The sequence below is a fragment of the Streptomyces sannanensis genome (assembly GCF_039536205.1).
Taxonomy (GTDB): domain Bacteria; phylum Actinomycetota; class Actinomycetes; order Streptomycetales; family Streptomycetaceae; genus Streptomyces; species Streptomyces sannanensis.
In genome coordinates, this window is the sequence record NZ_BAAAYL010000001.1 from 770,928 (window position 1) to 792,175 (window position 21,248).

20 protein-coding genes are annotated in these 21,248 nt (G+C 69.2%); 17 read left to right on the plus strand and 3 right to left on the minus strand.

Features of this window, described 5'->3' with window-relative positions; genetic code table 11:
- Window positions 1-5 precede the first annotated feature (5 nt).
- The 17 genes from ABD858_RS03375 (at window position 6) to ABD858_RS03455 (ending at window position 18,269) form a co-directional block, all read left to right on the plus strand.
- A complete protein-coding gene (locus ABD858_RS03375) occupies window positions 6-1,724 on the plus strand; it encodes a carbamoyltransferase family protein (RefSeq protein ID WP_345034465.1) in 1,719 nt (572 codons plus the stop codon).
- Window positions 1,721-2,773 (plus strand): glycosyltransferase family protein, encoded by a 1,053-nt coding sequence (locus ABD858_RS03380; protein WP_345034466.1) that lies wholly within the window; start codon window positions 1,721-1,723, stop codon window positions 2,771-2,773. Before ABD858_RS03375 ends, ABD858_RS03380 begins: the two co-directional genes overlap by 4 nt.
- A gap of 96 nt (window positions 2,774-2,869) precedes the next feature.
- On the plus strand, window positions 2,870-3,382 hold the full coding sequence (locus tag ABD858_RS03385; protein WP_345034467.1) for a P-loop NTPase family protein: 513 nt from the start codon (window positions 2,870-2,872) through the stop codon (window positions 3,380-3,382).
- A 31-nt stretch (window positions 3,383-3,413) separates the two neighbouring features.
- Entirely contained in the window at window positions 3,414-4,259 is an 846-nt protein-coding gene (locus tag ABD858_RS03390; protein WP_345034468.1) for a class I SAM-dependent methyltransferase, read from the plus strand.
- Window positions 4,256-5,020 carry a phosphotransferase gene (locus ABD858_RS03395; protein WP_345034469.1) on the plus strand — a complete coding sequence of 255 codons (765 nt, stop codon included), beginning with the start codon at window positions 4,256-4,258 and terminating at the stop codon, window positions 5,018-5,020. The genes ABD858_RS03390 and ABD858_RS03395 overlap by 4 nt, the downstream gene beginning before the upstream one ends.
- Entirely contained in the window at window positions 5,017-5,673 is a 657-nt protein-coding gene (locus ABD858_RS03400; protein ID WP_345034470.1) for a histidine phosphatase family protein, read from the plus strand. The genes ABD858_RS03395 and ABD858_RS03400 overlap by 4 nt, the downstream gene beginning before the upstream one ends.
- Window positions 5,670-6,506 (plus strand): aminoglycoside phosphotransferase/kinase family protein, encoded by an 837-nt coding sequence (locus ABD858_RS03405; RefSeq protein ID WP_345034471.1) that lies wholly within the window; start codon window positions 5,670-5,672, stop codon window positions 6,504-6,506. The genes ABD858_RS03400 and ABD858_RS03405 overlap by 4 nt, the downstream gene beginning before the upstream one ends.
- Window positions 6,507-6,586: 80 nt before the next feature.
- Window positions 6,587-7,540 (plus strand): NAD-dependent epimerase/dehydratase family protein, encoded by a 954-nt coding sequence (locus tag ABD858_RS03410; RefSeq protein ID WP_345034473.1) that lies wholly within the window; start codon window positions 6,587-6,589, stop codon window positions 7,538-7,540.
- A gap of 26 nt (window positions 7,541-7,566) precedes the next feature.
- A complete protein-coding gene (locus ABD858_RS03415) occupies window positions 7,567-8,688 on the plus strand; it encodes an adenosylhomocysteinase (RefSeq protein ID WP_345034474.1) in 1,122 nt (373 codons plus the stop codon).
- A 4-nt stretch (window positions 8,689-8,692) separates the two neighbouring features.
- The gene (locus tag ABD858_RS03420; protein ID WP_345034476.1) at window positions 8,693-9,259 is read left to right on the plus strand and encodes an NUDIX hydrolase; all 567 of its coding nucleotides are present in this window, start codon (window positions 8,693-8,695) and stop codon (window positions 9,257-9,259) included.
- A 22-nt stretch (window positions 9,260-9,281) separates the two neighbouring features.
- Complete coding sequence (locus ABD858_RS03425) at window positions 9,282-10,097, plus strand: 3-deoxy-manno-octulosonate cytidylyltransferase (protein WP_345034477.1); 816 nt, start codon at window positions 9,282-9,284, stop codon at window positions 10,095-10,097.
- Between the two features lie 517 nt (window positions 10,098-10,614).
- Window positions 10,615-12,621 (plus strand): ABC transporter ATP-binding protein, encoded by a 2,007-nt coding sequence (locus tag ABD858_RS03430; protein WP_345034478.1) that lies wholly within the window; start codon window positions 10,615-10,617, stop codon window positions 12,619-12,621.
- A complete protein-coding gene (locus ABD858_RS03435) occupies window positions 12,618-14,879 on the plus strand; it encodes an MFS transporter (protein WP_425586146.1) in 2,262 nt (753 codons plus the stop codon). Before ABD858_RS03430 ends, ABD858_RS03435 begins: the two co-directional genes overlap by 4 nt.
- Before the next feature lie 103 nt (window positions 14,880-14,982).
- Window positions 14,983-16,230 (plus strand): methyltransferase domain-containing protein, encoded by a 1,248-nt coding sequence (locus ABD858_RS03440; RefSeq protein WP_345034481.1) that lies wholly within the window; start codon window positions 14,983-14,985, stop codon window positions 16,228-16,230.
- Between the two features lie 29 nt (window positions 16,231-16,259).
- Entirely contained in the window at window positions 16,260-17,069 is an 810-nt protein-coding gene (locus ABD858_RS03445) for an HIT family protein (protein ID WP_345034482.1), read from the plus strand.
- 90 nt (window positions 17,070-17,159) lie between these two features.
- A complete protein-coding gene (locus ABD858_RS03450; RefSeq protein ID WP_345034483.1) occupies window positions 17,160-17,321 on the plus strand; it encodes a hypothetical protein in 162 nt (53 codons plus the stop codon).
- A gap of 57 nt (window positions 17,322-17,378) precedes the next feature.
- On the plus strand, window positions 17,379-18,269 hold the full coding sequence (locus ABD858_RS03455) for an aKG-HExxH-type peptide beta-hydroxylase (RefSeq protein ID WP_345034484.1): 891 nt from the start codon (window positions 17,379-17,381) through the stop codon (window positions 18,267-18,269).
- Between the two features lie 81 nt (window positions 18,270-18,350).
- On the opposite strand, the gene ABD858_RS03460 is transcribed toward ABD858_RS03455, so the two are convergent.
- The 3 genes from ABD858_RS03460 to ABD858_RS03470 all read right to left on the minus strand — a co-directional run bounded on the left by ABD858_RS03460 (window position 18,351) and on the right by ABD858_RS03470 (window position 21,147).
- Window positions 18,351-18,998, minus strand: coding sequence for a hypothetical protein (locus ABD858_RS03460; protein WP_345034486.1), 648 nt, complete (start codon window positions 18,996-18,998; stop codon window positions 18,351-18,353).
- 88 nt (window positions 18,999-19,086) lie between these two features.
- Window positions 19,087-20,655: a recombinase family protein gene (locus tag ABD858_RS03465; protein WP_345034487.1), complete on the minus strand. Its 1,569-nt coding sequence runs from the start codon at window positions 20,653-20,655 to the stop codon at window positions 19,087-19,089.
- Between the two features lie 69 nt (window positions 20,656-20,724).
- Window positions 20,725-21,147, minus strand: a complete 423-nt coding sequence (locus tag ABD858_RS03470; protein ID WP_345044248.1) for a secondary thiamine-phosphate synthase enzyme YjbQ — start codon at window positions 21,145-21,147, stop codon at window positions 20,725-20,727.
- Window positions 21,148-21,248 lie beyond the last annotated feature (101 nt).

Consider the following 21,248-nt stretch of genomic DNA (forward strand, 5'->3'; position numbering starts at 1 on the left):
CCGCCATGGACCACGTCCCCTCCGTCATCCTCGGTCTGTGCTCCTACACGCACGACTCCGCCGCCGCGCTTCTGGTGGACGGGGAGCTGATCGGCTTCGTCGAGGAGGAGCGCCTCTCCCAGCAGAAGCACACTCGCGAATACCCGCGCCACGCCGTCGAGTGGCTTCTGAGGGAAGCGGGACTCACCGCCGGCGACGTGGACGCTGTCGCGTACAACTTCCAGCCCGCCCGCTACCTCGTCGAGTCCCCCGCCGCCCTGCGCCTGGCGCTGTCGACAACGACGCGCGATCGGACACTGCCAAGGGCCCGCGGGTTCGCCAAGGTGGCGCTGCGCACCCAGCGGCGCCTCCGAACCCTTGGCCAGCAGTTCCCCGCAGCCCGCGTCTCGCCTGTCCTGCATCACCGGGCCCACCAGCTGGCGGCCTTCGCCGCGTCCGGGTGGAACGACTCCGCCGTGCTCGTCGTCGACAGCCTCGGCGAACGACAGACCACGACCATCGCCAGCGGTCACGACGCACTCCGTCCCCACACCCGCACCCTGGAGGCGATCAACGACCCGGCCTCCCTGGGATACGTCTACGGCGCGGTCACCCAGCATTTGGGCTGGCGCCGCGGCGACGAGGAGGGCACCGTGATGGCACTCGCCGCCCTCGGTGACCCCAAGCGGTTCCGCCACCTCTTCGCCCGGGCCGTCCGCACCACACCGAACGGTTTCGCCCTCGATCCCGCCTACTTCCCACCGCGGGTCCTGACATCCGGCTACCCAAGGCTTTCTCGTCGCTTCATCGATGAGACGTGCCCCGAGCGCCACCCGAGCGGACCGCTCCTGGACGTCCACCGGGACCTGGCCGCGGCGCTCCAGGAGCGCACCGAGCAGGTGATGCTGCACCTGGCCCGCCGGGCTCGGGTGATCACCGGCTCCCGTCGCCTGTGCGTCGGAGGCGGGGTCGCCACGAACTGCGTGAGCATCGGCCGGATCATCGAGGCAGGCATCTTCGACGAGGTCTTCGTCCCGCCCGCCCCCGGAGACGCCGGCACTGCGATCGGCGCCGCCGTCACCGTACACACCGACAGCCACAGCCGCCGACCCGTGTCCGGTGTCGCCCGCGCCTGCTACCTCGGCCCGTCCTTCCAAGACCAGGCTCTCGACCTCAGGCAGTGGCCCGGACTCCAGCAGAAGACCCTGGGCATCAAGACCGCCGAGTTCCTCGCCGACCAGCTGGCCCACGGCATGATCGTCGGACTCTTCCAAGGCCGAGTCGAGGCTGGCCCCCGCGCCCTGGGGAACCGGTCGATCCTCGCTTCCCCTCTGGAACCCGGGGTCGTCGAGCGGCTAAACGCCACTGTGAAGTTCCGGGAGCCGTTCCGGCCCTTCGCCCCCATGGTCCTGGCCGAACACGCCGCAAAGTTCTTCACCCTCGGCCAAGAGGCGCCGTACATGTCGATGGCGTCCGGGGTGACCGACAAAGCGCGCGAGCACGTGTCAGCCATCGTTCACGCAAACGGCACGTCGCGCCTCCAGACCGTCACTCAGTCGCAGAACCCGTTCATGCACGAGGTCCTGAGCGCCTTCGCCCGCCGCACCGGAGTGCCCGTGTTGATCAACACCTCGCTCAACGTCAAGGGCAAGCCGATCTGCGGGACGCCTGCCATGGCCCTCGACTGCCTGGCCAGCTCCGGCCTGGACGCCCTGCTGCTGGAAGGGCGGTGGATCACCAAGTGAAGATCGGATACAGCTTCTGGGGCTTTCTCGGCAACGGGATCACCGACACGCCGGACGGGGGCCGCAGCCACCGCCGCCCCCTGATCGACGCCCTCCTCGACCGAGGGCACGAGATCGTCTTCCTGCAGGCCGACCGCGACCTCCTTGAAGCCGGCGACGATCTCGGCAGCGCCTACACCTTCGACAGCGGCAGGCCGGACATCGACGTGCTGTTCCTGGAGTGGCGCTGGGCGATCAACGGGCGCAACACCACCCCCTGCGGCGCCGAGGGGCACACCTGCGACCTGCACCGGCAGGCCGAACTCATCACGCGGTACACCGTGGGACGCCGTACGCCGACCGTGATCTGGGACAAGGACCGCAAGCTCCGGCCCGAGAGCCTGTGGCGCCGGTCTCCGCGGACCGCCGTGTGCGAGGCCGCCCTCGAACCGACGCCGGGCGCTCACCGTCTGCTCTTCCCGGTCGACGACCGGCTGCTGGCCAAGGCGGATGCCGTCGCGCTCGCCGCGAGGCCCCGAGACGTCGCGCTCGGGTACGTCGGCAACCAGTACGACCGCGATAAACACTTCGACCGCTTCTTCGCCCCGGCCGCCGCGTGCTTCGACCACGTGGTCGGCGGAAAGTGGACGAAGACCAGCCGCTGGCCGCACGTGCGCTTCCTCGGACGGATTCCCTTCGAGGCAGCACACGGCGTGTACGGCAGATCCCTCGCCACCGTTCTCATGCTGCCCGAGCGGTACGCCGCCGTCGGTCAGATGACGCAGCGCATCTTCGAGGCCGTTCTCGCGGGGTGCCTGCCGCTCGCCCCGGCGGACATCCACCACGTCGACCGGTTCGTGCCTCCGGAGCTGATCGTGCACTCCGGCCAGGAGGTCATCGAGCGGCTCTCGTACCTCCGGCAGATCGCCGGCAGCCAGCAGCACGCGAACCTGATCGCTGCCTGCCTGGACCGCATCGATCCCTTCCGCCTGAGCCGGCAGGTCGACGCGTTGGAGGCCCTCCTGGAGACGGTCGTCCACCCCACCGCGGACGAGCGAGGAGCGGCCTGATGAAGCTGACCTCCCCGGCCGTCGTGCCTGGATCAACCGAATATGTCCTGGCGGGCGGTCCGCCCGGGCGCCCGATCGACTCTACGCTGGAGCACCATGAAGAAGGTCGCCATCGTCGGCTGCGGGGGCAGCGGCAAGTCCTATCTGGCCCGCGAGCTGGGGAGGATCCTCGACGCCCCAGTGACGCACCTGGACGCCGCGTTCTACGACGACGAGTGGAACGAGCTGCCCATGGAGAAGTTCGCCCAGCTGCAGCGCGAGCTGGTCGCTCAGCCGACGTGGGTGATCGACGGCAACTACAACTCGACACTGCAGATCCGGCTCGAAGCCTGCGACACCGTGGTCTTGATGGACGTGTCGACCGTGGCCGCGCTGTCCGGGATCTTCTCCCGGCAGATCCGGCACGGGGCTGGACACAAGGGCAACGGGGTACACAACCGCATCCACTGGGGCGTGATCAAGTACGTGTCGACTTACCGCCGCAGGATGCGCCCCCGCGTCATGGCCAAGATCGAGGAGTTCGCCTCCGGCCGAGCCGACGTTGTGCTGCTGCCCAACCGGCGCCAGACGCGACGCTGGCTGCGGAAGGTAGCCGCCGAGCACTGCTGAGCCGTCCGCGCCGTCGAAGGGACGGCGCGGCATGAGTAGTACCAACCCCTTCCTGGACCCCGGCTGGCAGGCGGATCTGTACGGTGACGCCTCGCGGCTGGCAAGCCGGTCCAACGCCCTGATGCGGGCCAAGACCTCCGGCCGCCATGTACCGGACACGATCGTCCAGCTTGTACAGACCCACCACGAGCGAGCGGATCGCCTCGGTGTGGCCCTGGACATCGGCTGCGGCCGCGGAACAAGCAGCAGGGTCATCGCCGAGCAGCTCCGGCCACGGAGCCTCCTCGGCCTCGACGCCGCCCCAGCCCTGATCGATAAGGCCCGCGAGCGTGCCTGCCGGATGCCCGGGGTCCTGGTGAGCTTCCTCCAGGGAGACTTTCACCAGCTCCCCCTGCCGACCGGATCATGCGATCTAGCCGTCGCTGCGTTCTGCCTCTACCACTCGCTTCACCCTGAGAGAGTTGTCGCGGAAATCGACCGGGTCCTCGTCCCCGGGGGCCTGGCCGTGCTCGTCACCAAGAGCCTCGACAGCTACCGCGAGATCGACCAGCTGGTCGCCGCCGCCGGTCTCGACCTGCGGGCCGAGCGGCACGAGAGCCTGTACGTCTCGGCGCACAGCGGCAACATCGCGAGCCTGGCCGCCGCGTCGCTCGACGTGGTCACCACCGAGCACGAGGAGCACAGCTTCACCTTCGACGGACACGACCACATCGCGGAGTACCTCGCCACCAATCCGAAGTACGACCTGGCCCCCGGCCTGTACGGCAACCCTGGGGCGCTGGCGGCGGCCCTTCACGAGGTCCTGCCGGATCAGCTGCTCACCACCCGGTCCGTCATCACGTTCGTCGTGGCCCGATCGAGGGGAGGGTGTCCGTGACGATCAGCTATTTCACCAAGCACTACGAGGCCCCCCAGCAGGTCGCTGCGGCTGCTCGTCACCACGCCTGGATCGCCGAGCACGCGCGACCCCTGCGGCAACCGGCGCTGACGGTGGTCGGGCCTACCAGCCTGACGTACGAGCGGATCGAAGGCCGCCCGGCCCAGCGGGAGGACCTTCAGCAGCTGGCGACGCTGCTGGGCGACGCCCACGGAGCCGCCTGGGTCAGCGACCTGCGCCCGGCGCCCCTGAACACGCCGCACCGCTTCCAGGACGGCACCGCGTTCGGCGACTACCTGGGCCCGCGGGAGACCGCCCTCCGACGGCGGCTGGAGCAGGGATACCTTCCGGACAAGGCCGCCCTGCACGCGATGCTGAGGCTACTGGAGAAGACCGCCGAGGGGCCCACAGCCTTCTACAAGGACAGCAACCCCCGGAACTTCCTCATCACCGAGACCGGCACCGTCTTCACCGTCGACACGGACGACCTCACGCTCGCCCCGATGGCGTACGACCTGGCGAAGCTGATCGCGACGCTGCTCCTGACGTACGGGCCACTCCCGGACCAGGCCATCGACTCGGCCCTGGCCGCCTACAACCAGGCCGCCGGACGCCACGACACCCGGCTCGCTGCCACGGAACGCGATCGGCTCGACGATTTCCTCGCCCTGCACGCCGTTCTGACCGCCCCGTACGTCGGGCGCAACGGCTACCGCTATGGCTGGCCGCCCAGGCGCCCCCGACCTCGAGGTTCCGCATGATCACCACCGAACTCGTCTTCATACGCCACGGCGAGGCCCAGTGCAACGTCGACGGCCTGGTCGGAGGACCGCGAACCTGCACCGGTTTGACCTACCGCGGGTACGCCCAAGTCGAGCAGGTCGCCCGCCGACTCGCCACCGAACACCGGGAGAAGCCGTTCAACACGCTCTACGCCGGCCCGCGCATCCGCCTGCGCCAGACCGCCGAGATCATCAGCCAGGCCCTCCAGATCCCGCTGTCCACCGACGCACGCCTCGACGGTCCGGTCCACGGCGCCGCTGACGGCAAGCCCTGGACCGGGGTGAAGACCACCGCCGACGGCGGACCGCACGCCCACCCCGACAAGCCCTGGGCCACTGGCTCCGACACCTGGAACGGCTACCTGGAGCGCGCCGGCCGATTCCTCCAGGAACTCATCGACCAGCACGAGGGCGACCGGGTCCTGTTCGCCGCCCACGGCGAGACCGTGATCACCGCCCACACCCTCCTCTTGGGGATCCCGCTCGGCTCCCCCGCGGGTTTCACGGTCTCCCACGGGTCCATCACCCGCTGGCAGCGCCACCTCAACCGGCTGGGGCAGAGACGGTGGATGCTCGACCGGCACAACGACACCGAACACTTGGCCGCCTTAGCGCAGGAGGTTGCCTCGTGATCACAGCGTTCGACGATCCACGCATCCGGCTGGCCCGGAACATGCTCGGAGCGGTCCAGGTACTGTCCGACCGGTCGCTCCCGCCCCGACTCCTGCGCCTGGTCGACACCGACGGACGCCAGTTCTTCGCCAAGCAGCACAGCGAGCGCGAACGGTACGTCCGGGAACTCCACGCCTACCGCGCGTGGGGAACCCACCTGAACGGCCACGCCCCCAGGGTGGTCGGCCATCAGGACTCCACGTGCACCCTGCTGCTGGCCGCCTTCCCCGGCGTACGGGCGGACACGATGGCCCCGGGCTCTCCCGAGGAGGAGCGAGCCCACTACGAAGCGGGCCGCGTGCTCGTCAAGCTGCATCACGCCACCTCGGTCCCGCGCACCGGCGCCGTCGGAACGGAGCTGTCGCAACGGCTCCGGCACTGGATCGCCCGGGCGGACCAGGCCGTTCTCATCTCCGCGGCCGAGCACGACCGTCTGAGCCACTACGCGGACGTCCTGGCGAACACCCTCATGGACAGTGCAGTGTGTCACCTCGACTACCAGCCGCGGAACTGGCTCATTGGCGACTCCTTCGGGCTATGCGACTTCGAACACATGCGCCGGGACGCCCGCATCCGCGACTTCGCCCGGCTCGAATTCCGCCGTTGGCAGGCGGCGCCCCACCTCCGGGCGGCGTTCTTCGCCGGGTACGGAACGCCGCTGTCCGACACCGAGCAGCGCCTGCTCGAGTCCTTCGGCGCCATCGAGGCCATCACCGCCCTGGTCCGCGGACAAGAGCAAGACGACCTCGCCCTGAGCACCCACGGCCGCACCGTCCTGGCTCGGCTCACTTGATCTTCCGACTTCGCTGCCTTCTGGAGACTTCTGTGTCACAGCACTCGCCTCACCCGACCACTGCCGTCCCCCGTCGGGCGGTGGTGACTGGCGCCGCCGGCTTCATCGGCTCCCATCTCGCACACACCCTTGTCCAAGCCGGAGCCGTCGTCGTTGGGGTCGACCGCCGCGACCCGGCTACCGACCGCACGGCCGCGGCCAACCTCGCCGCTCTGCAAGGGGTCCCGGGGTACATGCACGTCACCGCCGACCTGCTCAACTGCGCGATCGAGCCGCTCCTGGTCGACGCGGACGTCATCTTCCACCTGGCAGGGATCCCTGGCGTACGCCCCTCCTGGGGACCGCAGTTCGGCGAGTACGTCACGTGTAACGTCCTCGCTACCCATCGCGTCATGGGTGCCTCCACCCGCATCGGTGTCCCCCGGCTGGTTGTGGCCTCGTCCTCCAGCGTCTACGGCCCCACCGACGGCGGTGCGAGTGTCGAGACCGACCGCCCGCAGCCGGCATCTCCGTACGCGGTGACGAAGCTCGCCGAGGAGCAGCTCTGCCTGGCGCACGCCGCGCAGGCCCACTGCCCCACCGCCGTCGTCGCCCTGCGGTACTTCACCGTTTACGGCCCACGGCAGCGCTCGGACATGTTCACGCACCGTGCCATCCAGGCAGCCCTGACCGGCCAACCGTTGCGCCTGTACGGAGACGGTCACCAGCGCCGGGACTTCACCTACATCGACGACGCGGTCACCGCCACCATCGCCGCCGCCACCACTCCGAGCGCACAGGGGGTGATCAACGTGGGGGGAGGCTCGAACGCGTCCCTGCTCGAAGTGATCCACATCGCGAACAGCCTCGTCGGACGCGACATCCAGGTGCACCAGCAGAACCCGCGCACCGGAGACGTCCTCACCACCCGCGCCAACCCCGGCCGCGCCCGCGAAGTCCTGGGCTGGCAGCCCCAGGTCGACCTCCACAGCGGCATGCGCGCCCACATGCAGGCCCTGACCGCCGAGCCCGCCGCGTACGGCCGGGTGGCATAACCAGCCTGACATCACAAGGAGTCGCTGTGGAGAGTCCTGAGAGAGCGCGACTGGACGCCTTCTTCCGGCACATCACGGCGCAGTTTCCCGCCGGCGAACAGGTCACTTCGCTGATCATCACGCACCTGCTCCCCGAGCGACCGGCATTCCTGCGCGCGATGGCCTCGACGTCCACCGTGGGCGCCGTACTGCCCAAGCCCAAGTCCATTGATCAGCCGACGCTGGAAGACGTCCGGCTCACGTACGACGTCCACCATCTCAGCCGGGATCTGTTCGCCGACTCGACCAGAGCGCTGGAGTACCTGGAGGACACGGCCGGCGGCCAGCACGTCGTCCTGATGGACATCGGCGGCTACTTCGCGCCGTGTCTAGCCACTCTGGTAGAGAAGTTCTCCGGCCGCGTCCTCGGCGTCGTCGAGGACACAGAGAACGGACACCAGCGGTACGCGGCACTCGATCCCCTGCCGTGTCCCGTCGTCTCGGTGGCCCGCTCCCCACTGAAGGACTGCGAGGACCACCTGGTGGGCAGGTCCATCGTCTTCTCGACCGATGCCCTCGTACGTGCCCGTGGCGACATCCTGACCAGCCGAAACGCCTGTGTCATCGGGTTCGGCAAGATCGGCCGAGCCATCGCCCAGGCCCTCCGGGCCCAGGACCTGCGCGTCACCGTGTACGACACTGATCCGGTCAAGAGAGTGCAGGCGCACTCCCACGGTTTCCGCACGAGCTCGACGACCACCGAGGCGGTCCGTGATGCCGAACTCGTCCTGTGCGCCACCGGCAACCTGGCACTCCGACAGGACGACTTCGCCGCCATGCGCAACGGCGCGTACCTCGCCTCGGTGACTTCTTCGGAGGACGAACTCGAACTCGGAAGCCTTCACGGCCTCTACCAGCGCACACCGGTCGGCGAGCATCTGACGCGCTACGAGATCACTGGCCACTACTTCTACGTGCTGGCCGGGGGCGGAGCCGTCAACTTCGTGCACGGCGCCGCCGTCGGCACGTACATCCATCTCGTCCAGGCCGAGATACTCGCCGCCACAGCCGCCCTCAGCCATAGCCGCTTCCAGCCCGGCCTTCACGACATGCCCCCGCCCGACCGCCAGACCATCGCCAGGATCTGGCTCGACCACTTCGACAGGTGATCCCATGCCGCCGTCCCCCAACCACATCCGCGACACCGTCGACGCTTACCTCGCCCGTCACCCGGGCGAGCGAAACAACCTCGACCCGTTGTTCAAGGCTCTCGCCGACGCAGAGGACCCGACCAGCCGGAAGACGTTCCCGGCCCACGTCACCTGCAGCGCCATCGTCATCGACGACAACGACCAGGTACTCCACATCCGGCACAACGCGACGGGCAAGGCCCTCGCGCCGGGTGGACACAACGAGCCGGGCGACCGCGACCTTCCCAGTGCCGCCCTGCGCGAACTCCACGAGGAGACCGGCATCCCCTGTGACGCGGTTGTCCCCATCCCCGGGTTCGAGACCGTGCCCCTGGACATCGACGTGCACGACATCAACGCCAATCCTGCCAAGGGTGAGCCGGCGCACCAGCACATCGACTTCCGCTGGCCCTTCCGCCTCCGGGCCCAGCACTCGGTGACGCTCCAGACCGAGGAGGTCAGCGGCTACGAGTGGCGATCGTTCGAGGACTCCGCCTCTCCGACCGTCCGAGACAAGCTGGGCCTCCTCCACCGAACCCCACGTTCCTGAGACTCGCCGACGGGAGAACGCCGTGGCCTCCACCACAGCAGCGCAGACGCACACCGTACGCCGCCGCATAGCCGTCATCCCTTGCCGGTGGGCGGCTTCCCGGTTCCCCGGAAAGCCCCTGGCCCGGCTCGGGGACAAGCCCCTGCTCTGGCACGTCCACCAACGCTGCCTGGAAGCGAAGCGCCTTGACGGCGTAGTGGTCGCCACAGACGACGAGCGCATTGAGGACGCCTGCCACCAGCTGGGCATCAAATGCTTACGCACGGGAGAACACCACACCGGCACCGACCGCGTCGCCGAGTCCGCGGAACACCTCTCCGCCGACGCCTACATCAACGTCCAGGGCGACGAGCCGTTCATCGATCCGGCCGCGATCGACGCCGTCTCCGAGGCCCTGGATCACATGGCCCCCGGCACACTCGCCGTGAACGCGTACACGGAGCTGAACGACGCCGGCGCCGTCCTCGACCACAACGTCGTCAAGGTCGTCCTCGGGACCGGGAGCAACGCCTTGATGTTCTCCCGGCAACCGATCCCCTACCCGAGGGGAGACCGGCCGACGTATCTGCGTCAGCTGGGACTCTACGGCTTCACAGCCAAGGCCCTCAGCCTGTTCCGCCATCTCCCGCAAGGGCCTCTGGAGCGCGCCGAGGGCATCGAGATGCTGCGCCTCATCGAGCACGGTCACGGGGTACGCATGCTCTCGGTCACAGACCAAGGCGTCGCAGTCGACACACCGGAGGACCTTGAAAGGGCGGAGGCGCTGCTGCGATCCCGCCTTCGGACGAGGCAGTCCTCCAGCTCGTCCAACTCGCCGCCTTCGGCCTTGCCGAGTTGACCCCCTGCGCACACCTGGGCGCTCCGTCCCGATGCCCAGGGGTCCGGTCCCATCCGATCACCGCCGAGACGCGCTCCCTCGTGCCATGTCCTCCGCCGCCTCCCCGACCTGGAGGCAGCGCGAATCCTGCCCGGAAGCTGCCCGACGGCAACGAGCTGCCACCGCTCACCCCAGGGCAGGGCAATACCTCGAAAGGGTGACTCTCCCTGTTCGAGGGAGTTTCAAAGCCGTTCAGCCAAGGCGCGCCCACCCAACCACCCCGTCTAGAACATTTGTTCAGAAGCTGCCCCGTAATCGGCCGTGACGAGCCCGATTCCGGGCCGTTCTTAGGTCACCAGTACCCCTGATCGACCCATTCGGAGGACGCCGTGAATCCCGTGCCCGCCCCTGGAAGCAGCCCTACCACGTTCGAACACCAGCAGCCCGAGGCCCGGTCTTTGACGGTACTGCGGCGCGTTGTTGACCTGCCCGCCGCACACGACCGCCGAGCATCACGACCGGATACGAGGTGGGACGCATGACCACGCCGGACGACGCACGCGCCGTGCCCCAAGGCGCCGCAGCGGTGCCCGCACCACGTTCGGCAACGCTCGGCCTCCCGCCCGCGTGCCTCCCGGCGGGGCCGACGGACGGTGACATCACCGACGATCTCAAAGAGGCGTACTGGTCCGTCTACGACGGCGCTGCAGCGAAGGCGACGGTCAGGCAGATCCTCGTACGGCTGCCGCGCATCGTGCGGCGGATCGGCCATCTGGCCTGGCGGGCTGACCGCCGGGCGACCGTCGCCCTCGTCGCCCTGCAGCTGGTCTCCGCGGCCATGTCGGCCTTCGGCCTCATGGCCTCCGTCGCCGTCCTCCATCAGCTGTTCGGCGACGGCCCCACACCCGACAAGGTGCGTGCCGCGGTGCCGCAGATCCTGCTGGTGGTGGCGTTCATGTCGGCGCGAGCGCTGCTGGAGGCGGGGGTCGCGGTCGCGCAGGCTCGGGTGACGCCGAAGATCCGTACCGCACTGGAGCGTGACTTCCTTCACCTGACCGCGCACGTCCGGCTGGAGGTCGTGGACGACGCCGACTGGCACGACGACGCCTACCGGGCCAACGACCGCGGCCTGTTCTATGCACGTCAGATCGTCGGCCAGGTCGTCTCCCTGGCCTCGGCCCTGCTCGGGATCGTGGGGACCGCGGGTGTGCTGGCGCTCCTGCACCCGCTGCTGATCCTGCTGTTGCCGTTGTCGGTGCTTCCCGTGGGGGCGGCGGCGGTCCGCTCGGCGCGGGCGCGCTTCCACTCGTTCCGGCGGTGGAACGCCCTTCAGCGGCGGGTGCGGGTGTTCTCCTGGCTGCTGCTGGACCGGGATTCGGCCGCCGAGCTGCGCTCGGACACCGCACAGCGTGCCCTGCTGGACGAGCACCACCGGCTGACCGAACGTATCGCGCAGGAGGACACTCGGCTCGGCGTGAACTCCGCCCTGCTGTCCCTGGCCGGCCGTGGTCTCGGTGGCGTCGGCACCGGGATCACATACACCGCGCTGGGGCTGATGCTGGTCGCCGGGTGGATGCCGCTGGCCGCCGGCGCGGGCGCGGTCCTGGCGATCCAGACAGCCCAGGGGTCTCTGACCCGGTTCATGGACGTGGCGCACCTGGTGTACGAGCACGCGATGTGGGTCGACGACCTTCTCGCCTTCCAGGACCGCTGTCGGCGCCTCCAGCCCAGGCGCCGGGAACTGACCGCACCCGCGACCGTGGAGACCATCAGCCTCCAGGACGTCACGTACACCTACCCGGGCAAAGACACACCCGCCCTGGACCGGGTGTCCATGACGCTGCGCGCCGGGGAGACAGTGGCGTTCGTCGGCGTCAACGGGTCGGGGAAAAGCACCTGTTCACGGCTGCTTGCCGGCCTGTACGCCCCAAGCGAAGGGTCGGTGCGCTGGGACGGCGTGGACGTGACGGAGATGGACACGGAGTCCGTACAGGCCCAGGTCTCCATGGTCCTGCAGGACCCACTGCACTTCCCGTTCAGCGCGCTGGCGAACATCACCATCTCCCGCGGCACCCTCACCGAAGCGGATCCACGACAGGCCCTCGACGCGGCGACCGCATCCGGCGCCGACCGGGTCATCGCCGGCCTGCCCGGCACCTGGCACGCCCTGCTGTCCAAGCGCTTCCAGGGCGGACAGGAACTGTCCGCCGGCCAGTGGGCGAAGATCGCCGTCGCCCGCGGCCTGTACAAGAACGCGCCCGTGCTCCTCCTCGACGAACCGACCGCCAGCATGGACCCCAAGGCCGAGCACGCCGTCTACCAGGCGGTCCTGCACACCAAGCGACGCCCCGACCAGATCACCGTGCTCATCTCACACCGGCTCGCCAGCGTCGTCGAGTGCGATCGCATCTACGTCTTCGACAACGGCCGCATCATCGAGTCCGGATCCCACCACGAACTCATGGAACTGAACGGCGCATACGCGGAGATGTTCACCCTCCAGGCGGCGGGTTACCAGGCCGACGCCGGCAAGGAGGTGGCATGAACGCCGACCATGTACCGGCACGGCCCCTTCGCGGTGCGAAGGCGGCAGGCACCGTCGCCACCCGATCTTCCGTACGAGCGGCCAGACGCGGCGCGGGCCGCGCGACGCTGTGGCGGCACCGAAACTTCCGCCTCTACCTCACGGGGCAAACTGCCTCCGTGGCCGGCACCTCCGTGAGCCAGGTGGCCTTGCCGCTCCTGGCCGTGGTCGAACTCGACGCCACCACGGGCCAGGTGGCGTTGCTCGCCTTCGTCGGCCAGCTCCCGCCCCTGCTTGTCGCGCTGCACGCAGGCGCCCTCGCCGAGCGGCTGCCGAAACGACGGGTGATGATCACGGGGAACCTGGTGAGCGCCGCCGCGCTGGCTTCACTGCTACTCGCCGCTGCTCTCGGGTCGCTGACGCTGGGGCAGCTCATGGCCGTCGCCGCCGTGCAGGTAACTGCCGGTGTAGTGCAGGACGCCGCCGCGATCAGCTTGCTGCCCTCGCTTGTGGACCGCTCACTGATCCAGAGGAGCAACAGTCGCATCGGTGCGCTGTTCTCCGTCGCGGCGACCTGCGGCAGCCACCTCGGGGCAGCGCTGACCGGTGTGCTCGGGGCGGCCAGGGCGCTCGTCGCGGACGCACTCTCGCACGTGGTCAGCGCGTGCTGCACGGCCCGCATCACCGCCACGGACTCAGCGCACCTCACGGAACCTCGGTGTGGTGGGCTGCTGTTCGCTGAGATCCGCGAGGGGATGCGGTACGTCTTCGCCGACGTCACCTTGCGCACCCTGACGCTTGTCAACGCGACCACGTCGTTCGCACTGGCCCTGATGAACACGCTGTGGGCCCTGTTCCTCCTGCGGACCCTGGGCATGGGGTCGACTTCGTTCGGCGTGGTGATGGGCACTGGGGCGGCCGGCGCCGCCGTCGGCGCACTCCTCGCTCCAAGGTGGTCCGCCCGGTTCGGGCCCGGACCCATGATGCTCGCCGCCCTGGCGCTGACCCCGCTCGCCCAGGTCCCGCTCCTCCTCGCGGCCCCGGGCCTGCGCTGGCAGGTCGCCATCGCGGCCGGGCTGGCCCTCCAGATGTGCTGTGCGGGGACGGCGGGCACCACCCAGCGGTCCATCCGTCAGTGTGTGACGGAGGCAGGAATGCAAGCCCGGATGCAGGCGGTCAGCACCTGGCTGACCGCGGGCTGCCGCCCCCTCGCCGCACTCATCGCGGGCGGACTCGGTACGTGGCTCGGGGTACGCCCCACCCTCACGATCGGCGCCGCCGCGCTGATCGTCCCCTTCGTCGTGCTGTACCGCTCCCCCGTCCGGGCCCTGCAGCGCATGCCCGGCACCACACCCCACTCCTCCGATCAAGGCGGTGACCTCATGCACCAGACCGAGCCGATGGGCACGGCCGCGCTGCTGATCAACGATCGCGGCGCGTACCTGCTCCACCTTCGCGACAACATCCCTGGCATCTGCGACCCCGGCACATGGTCCATCCCCGGCGGCGGCCCCGAAGGAAACGAGACCTCCTTCGAGACCATCGAGCGCGAACTGCTGGAAGAGACCGGACTGACCATCCCCGACCTGAAGCCGTTCACCGTCGTCGACTGCCACAGCCCCGACGGCACCACCAAGGGCCGGATCCAGGTCTACGTCGGCAGCTGGAACGGTGACGCCGACGCCCTGCCCGTCAGCGAGGGCATCATGTTCTGCTGGTTCGACGCCGCCACCGTCCCGTACCTGACGATGTGCCCGTGGACCCAGCAGGTCATCGACCTGCACCAGGCCAAGGTCCCCAGTCCCCGCCCGTTGGCATCATCACCGCTGCGCGGAGTTGGTCGGACCCGCCTCAACGTCATCGGCGTCCACCTCTACCTCGAGCACCAGGGCAAAGTGCTGCTGGGTCTTCGGCACCCCGACGCCGCGTTCGCCGGGGCCACGCACCACTTCCTCGCCGGGCACTGCGAGCAGGAGAGCGCAGTCGCCTGCCTGATCCGGGAAGCGGAGGAAGAAGCCGGCCTGGTCATCGCCCCGGCCGACGTCGAGTTCGTGCACGCCGTCCACGTCCTCGACGCACCAGGAACCCAGCCGCGCATGCAAATGGTCTTCCGCGCCCACCGCTGGCAGGGAGAGCCGCAGTTGCGTGAGCCGGACAAGTGCATCAGCTGGGACTGGTGGCACCCGCAGCAGCTGCCGGAACCGATCGTGCCCTACACCCGCGCCGCGATCCACGGCATCCAGGCCGGCCGCCTCTACACCGAGCTGGGCTGGACGTGACCCGAGAAGCCTGCCGGTCCGCGGACCCTCACGGCGCACCGCCGTCGGATATCCGCCGGCCCAAGTCCGGTTCCGACCCTCATCTGTTGAAGGAGTACACCTCGTGCCTGAGCATGCACCTCCCCGCACCCGCACGGGGCAGGCCGCCGAGGCCCGCACGCGGATGGTTACTCGTCTGGAGGCTGAGGGCGACCTGCGGCCCGGCCTGGTACGGGATGCCCTGCTGGCTCTGCCCCGAGAGCGGCTCATGCCCCAGGCGTACGTGCGGCGCAGCCAGCCGGAGGAGACCCCTCCGCGCTGGGACCTGCTCAACTGGGCGGTCACCGCGGACCAGGACGAGCTGCTCGATGTGCTGTACGGCGGGGAGAGCGTGCTGATCCAGCACGACGGCGAGCCGATCCTGGGCCGCGTGCCGGGGCCGCGGTCCGGGGGTTCGATCACGTCGATGTCCAGCACCATCGGCATGACCGCCGGCCTCTTGCAGGAGCTCGACCTGCGGCCGGGCCGACGCGTCCTCGACATTGGCACCGGCGCCGGGGTGACCACGGCCATCGCCTGCTGGATCTGCGGTGATGCAGGGGTGGTCACCCTCGACCGCGACCGGCACGTCACCGCCGCCGCCCGTGAGCGCCTGGCCGGCCTAGGCTTCAGGCCGAGCACAGTAAGCGGCGACGGCGAGGCCGGCTGGGCGGACCTTGCCCCGTACGACCGGATCTTCGTCTCCTACACCGTCCCCCGCCTGCCGGAAGCCTGGCTGGCACAGCTCGCCCCCGGCGGGCGGGCGCTGGTCAACGTCTCCACGCGCTCCCCGTCCTGGCCCGGCCTGGCCGTCGTCACGAGGACGCCCGGCGGGTGGATCGAGGGGGAGCTACGGGCGGTGGAGTACGGCCACCGCCCCGCCCACGGCTTCGAGCGGAACTTCATCTCCGCGCGCTTCCGCGACCGGATCGCAGCCGGAGAGGAGGGCCGCACTTTCCGCAGTCGGCACGCACCTCCGCCGGATGACGCGCGGGGCATGTGGCTGGCCCTCGATCACCTCCACCCCGGTCTGGTGCGGAACTGGGCCGCCGACCACCTGACGCTCGGCGCGCCCGCGTGCGGCTCCTGGCTCACCGCACGCCCCGACCCAGTCGGCGACTGGACCCTCGCAGCCTACGGACCGCGGGACATCTGGGACGAGATCCAGGACACCGCCGCCCGCTGGCGGGCCGCCGGAGAGCCAGACACCTACCAGCTCCGCCTCGAACCCGGCGGCGAGCAATGGGTCAGCGCAGGTTCCGGCCAAGCCGAGCTGAGCTGGTGCCTTCCCCCGGCCAGTACCAGCAAAAACCGTACGAAAGATCCGAGTTGAGCACACCAGACCCCACACACGACGGCCACGTGCCTGCCGCCTGGCCAGCACGATTCGCCGACCACCGGGTAGGTATCGACTGCCCCATGTGCGGCAACGACTACTCCGCCGACGACATCGGCTGGGGCATCCTTCTGAGCCGCGGCGAGGTCAGCAACGCCTACCTATGGCGCTCCGGCCAAGCCCGCGGCTATTGCGTCGTCATCTACACCGGCCGTCACGTCGCCGAACCCACCGAGCTCACCGAAGCCGAGGCGACTGCCTTCTGGCTCCACACCCTCGCACTCGGGCGGGCAATCGAGCAGCACTATCGGCCCCTGAAGATGAACTATCAACTGCTCGGCGACGCCATCCCGCATGCCCACACGCACGTCGTCCCCCGCTACCAGGACGACCCTGCAGCTGGCGGCCCCCTGCCGTTCACGCTGCTCGACCCGTGGATCTACCTCGAGTGCGGCGCCGGCCAGTACATCACCCCGCATGCGGACGGCATCGCCCCTGATCCCCTTACCCGTCCTCGGCAGATCGCCGCCGCGACGGTCACGCTCACGGACATCCACGACACGGGCGGCGCGTTCTACGTGGAGACCACGGGCAGCGACGCCGCCTGGACCGCCGACGAGGCGCCGACCGGGTCGGGTTACGCCCCGGGGATGCGCTTCGCACACGACGGGACGGACATGTCCTCTCCCTGGTTTCGCAGCATGCCGCGCACGCGATGGAGCGTCGCACCCGCTCCCGGCACTCTCATGGTCTTCGGCAGCCAGCTCGCCCACGGCACCGAACCGGTCCGCGCCGGCCGCGTTCGCAAGTTCCTCACGCTCTTCGTCTCCGAGTAGGAAGCTTCGCCGCCATGACCGGCCCCCGCGGCCCGCCCGCACCAGCCCTTCGCCCCGACCCACCGCCCCGACCTGAGGAGAGAGCGAGCAGTGGCAGACGACAAGACGTTCGACGAGTTCCTGGAGGCGGTCGCGTCCCTGCGTGACAGCGACCCCGTGCGCACCACCGCGCACACCTCCAACGCGGCCACCGAGACCTGGCTGGCTACCACGGTGCAGCACGACGCCGCTGAGCCCACCGCCGAGTCCTGACCCGACACGGGGCCGGGCCCGACCCGGTCCGGCCCCGTTCCACCCCCGGAGCCCCAGATGAGCGCCCTCTCCCCGGAAGCCCTGGTCGCCCTCAGCGGTATCGCCGACCACCAGCGCCAACGGACCAGCCGTATCGCCTTCGTACTCGGCAACCGCCTCGGCTCGTCCGCCCTCGACTACGCCGTCGCCCACCACCTGCTCGAAGGCGCCGAACACGCCGCGCGCGCCCGGGACACGGACCGCCTCGCCTGGTACCGCAGCGCCACGGTGCGAGACCTGACCCACCTGTCGGCCGGCCCGCACATCGTGCTCAGCCCGCGACCCTCGGACCTGCTTCGCTCGGAGATCTCCGAAACCGCGTACTACCTCGTCGGCCCCGACACCAGCCCTGCCCCGCCCGAGGCTCATGGCCTCGTTCGTGCCGCCCTCGCCTCCACGACCGAGCACGGCTTCGGCACCCTGCTCACCCAGCACGCCCCCGTCATCTGCCTGCTCAACCGCCGCGTGCTCGACGAGACCCTCCACAGCTGGGCCCTCACCCGCCTCCCCGGCACCGTCTTCACCGACTACACCGCCCACCCCGAGGTCCTGGCCCGCGACCTGATCCACGAGGCCGCCCACAACTGGCTCAACGACGCCTTGGCCGCGCACGACGTAAGCCTCCCCGCCGACGTCACCTTCTTCTCTCCCTGGCGGCGAACTCCTCGCCCCGTATACGGCTTCCTGCACGCGTGCTGGGCCTTCTCCCTCACCGCGCTGTACGCGCGGCAGGCCCGCCGCAGCGCCACGGGTGCCGAGGTCTCCTTCCTTGACGCCCATCTGCGCCAGCAGGAGGGCCAGTTCGCCTCCGTACTCGATTCGCTCGCGGTGGCACTCTCGTTCGTTCCCACTGAAGCAATCCGTGATCGCATTGGCTGGACTGTAGGCGGGGTCGTGCCACAGGCGTAGACCGCCATCGATTGTTCCGGCAACGCCTCCGGCTCGAGAGACCGCGGGGCACCGTCCCCAGAGGAGCAGGCCCGAACCGCGTCACGCCGCCAGAGACCAGTGAACGTCCTCCGAAAATGAATCGAGAACGACGAGTTGAGGCTGGACGAACACCACCGCCACTCCGGACCGCGTCGTCATGCGACTCGTATGGATTCGCACCATGACGCGCACCCGATCAGCGGCAGGAAAAGCCTCAGCCGACAGCGCCCGCACTGACTCGGAAAAGTCCCAGGATTCTGAGGTAAGCCGGAATGCACCAAGCTCTTCCGCTCCTGCAATGCGGAGCAGCAGCGAGACCTCAGGACGCGGGCCGGTGCCTGCACGAGCCTCGACCATCTGGTCGCAGGTCCTTATGCGCCCGTCGGCCTTGCCAGCCTCCGCCCGAGTCGAAGCCGCGGAGACCGCCTGGTCCATTCGCACGGTAGTGGGACCCTGCCGTCGGACCGAGTTGTAAACAAGTGGGGTCGGACCAGCGAGTGTCGCTTCGACCGCGCTCCGGCCCAGAAGCACCTCGGTGGCCCCGGCCCGCCCCTGCGCTTCCCTCACCCCTCCTCCGAGACGGGCGGCCAGGTCCGCCACCTTCTCGCCGTGGGTCAGGACCGCCCATGTGGGTTCGTCGGTCGACCAGCCGTGTTGGTAGGCGATGTGCAGCTCGCCCGCGATCGGTTCGGTTTCCGGGTTCAGCATCTGAGGCTCCTGGCGTTCGCTCGGCTGAGGAACGCCAGGATGCGCCCGATACCCGGACTTGACAGTGCCGCAGGATCCCTCTGAGTCCTCAGGGACCTGCGGTCCGGAATGATCCGCTCAGGCTCAGGGGGTCCTGCTCCGGACCGTGCAGGACTCCCGGTACCCACCGCACCGGGGCCGACGCCGGGAACACCGTCACCCTGACCCCGAAGTCCAGCAGAATCTCCTTGCGGGCTTGGACGTCCGGGGCCTTCATCCATCGGTCCTCCACCGTTTCGCCAGTGGGGCGCTGCACCATGCCGGGCGGTCGCTGGGGCTCGCTCTCCAGCTCCTTCAGCTCGCGGGAAAGCTCGATGTAGCGCTCGCGATACCACTCGGCGTCGTCAGGCTGGTCGTAGAGGCCAGCCTCGCGGTCGGCGCGCAAGCGCTGCTGGCTGGCCTTGATCTCGGCGATGCGGTCGGCGACGCCGTTTCCGGAGTCGTACACCGTCTCGACGATCGCACCGTGCCCGAACTTCTCCAGGAACCAGCCCTCGACCAGGGCGTCCAGATTGGCGACGCGCATGTTGGGAGCCGGGCGGCAATGCTGCGCATTCTTCCAGCCCTTGTTCCGGACTGTGCACGCGTAGCGAGGTGGGGCGTCGGCGGACGTCTGGGTGAAGAGCCGGTTGTGGCACTGGCCGCACAGGGCCACTTCCGTCAGGAGGTACGACCGGTTGGTCTTGCGGCCCCGATATGGGGTGTCGCTGGCATGGAGCACATCCTTCAAGGCGTTGTGCGTGGTGCGGTTCCACAACCCCTCGCACAGGCGCACCGGGTTTCCCGTCCGATCGGTGACGGGCTTGCCCTGGTGGACTAGGTAGCCCATGGCCGCCTCGGACAGCAGCATGTTGCGCAGGCTCGTGGGGTACCAGGGGCGCCCACCGGCCGGCTTGCCGTACATGACGGCAAGGTGGTCGGTCGGCGACAGCTCGCCGAGTCGGTTCAGGCGAGCGGCCTCGCTGCTCACTGACACGTTGGCGGGGTCGGCGAGGATGCGTTGGGCGACCGTGCGGAGGACTTCAGCCGCGTGGGGGTGCAGCTCGACGCGGTCGACCCGGCCGTTCGGCACGGTGCGGACGTACTGGAAGCCATACGACGGTTTGCCCTTCGGGCGGCCGGCGGCGCGTATCTTCTTGGTGGCGTCGCGGTTGCGCCGCTGGATGGCGCGCAGCTCCATCTGCGCGCCCCAGGCCTCCATCGTGAAGCGGTTCTCGTCATTGGGGTCGTCGAGGTTCCAGACACCTTCGTGCCCGTAGGAGACGAGGAACTTGCCCTCGTCGCGCATCTTGTAGCCGGTGTTCAGGCAGTCGACCACGTTACGGCCGAGCCGGTCGACGGCCGCAGCAACCAGCCCGTCGTACTTGCCGCGCTCGTCGCGGAGCCACGGCCCGAGCCTCGGACGGGTTATCGGGTCGGTGGCACCGGACACCTCCCAGTCGTCCGCCCAGTCGATGATGTGCCCGCCGACGGTGGCGGCAGCCGTCAGCACGTCCTCCCGCTGCCGCTCCGGCGAGGTCGTGGCGGCCTTGACCCGCGACAGCCGGCGTACTCCGAGCAGGCACTTTCCGCAGCCGTCGTACGGCCGTTCGATCTCGTCCATGGTGGTACCGCGCATCTTTCTCCCGTTTCGCCGGAGCGTAAGGAGAATTGGCGGCCACACCCAGGACGATCTTGATCGGCTCGATCAGCCCAGGAAGCTCAACCGCACTTGACGGTTGTCTTTGTCTTTATTGGTGTCCACCAGGCAGATGGACTGCCAGGTGCCCAGCTCCAGCCGCCCGCCGATCACCGGCAGTGTGGCGTGCGGCGGCACGAACGCCGGCAGCACATGGTCTCTGCCGTGTCCGGGGCTGCCGTGCCGGTGCTGCCAGCGGTCGTCCGCGGGCAGCAGGTGGTGCAGCGTGGCCAACAGGTCGTCGTCGCTTCCCGCACCGGTTTCGATGACCGCGATCCCGGCGGTGGCGTGCGGGACGAAGACACTGAGCAGACCGTCCCTGTCCACGGCGGCCTCCTGGAGGAAGAGCTCGCAGTCACGGGTCAGATCGGTCACCGTCTCGGCCGATCCGGTGGCTACATGAAGGATCCGGGTCGTGAAACTCACCCTCAGATACTCACACAGTCCTTCGGGGACGGCCCGCCCATGAGGGAAGGAGACCATGAGGCACGCGCCCGCACCCGGTGGGAAGATCCCGGAGCCGGGAGCTGTTT

Excerpts from the sequence above, each read along its gene's own strand:
- ABD858_RS03375 (WP_345034465.1), top strand. The coding sequence starts at position 6 with ATGGACCACGTCCCCTCCGTCATCCTCGGTCTGTGCTCCTACACGCAC.
- ABD858_RS03455 (WP_345034484.1), top strand. The coding sequence starts at position 17,379 with ATGAGCGCCCTCTCCCCGGAAGCCCTGGTCGCCCTCAGCGGTATCGCC.
- ABD858_RS03435 (WP_425586146.1), top strand. The coding sequence starts at position 12,618 with ATGAACGCCGACCATGTACCGGCACGGCCCCTTCGCGGTGCGAAGGCG.
- ABD858_RS03385 (WP_345034467.1), top strand. The coding sequence starts at position 2,870 with ATGAAGAAGGTCGCCATCGTCGGCTGCGGGGGCAGCGGCAAGTCCTAT.
- ABD858_RS03420 (WP_345034476.1), top strand. The coding sequence starts at position 8,693 with ATGCCGCCGTCCCCCAACCACATCCGCGACACCGTCGACGCTTACCTC.
- ABD858_RS03465 (WP_345034487.1), bottom strand. The coding sequence starts at position 20,655 with ATGCGCGGTACCACCATGGACGAGATCGAACGGCCGTACGACGGCTGC.
- ABD858_RS03430 (WP_345034478.1), top strand. The coding sequence starts at position 10,615 with ATGACCACGCCGGACGACGCACGCGCCGTGCCCCAAGGCGCCGCAGCG.
- ABD858_RS03460 (WP_345034486.1), bottom strand. The coding sequence starts at position 18,998 with ATGCTGAACCCGGAAACCGAACCGATCGCGGGCGAGCTGCACATCGCC.
- ABD858_RS03390 (WP_345034468.1), top strand. The coding sequence starts at position 3,414 with ATGAGTAGTACCAACCCCTTCCTGGACCCCGGCTGGCAGGCGGATCTG.
- ABD858_RS03400 (WP_345034470.1), top strand. The coding sequence starts at position 5,017 with ATGATCACCACCGAACTCGTCTTCATACGCCACGGCGAGGCCCAGTGC.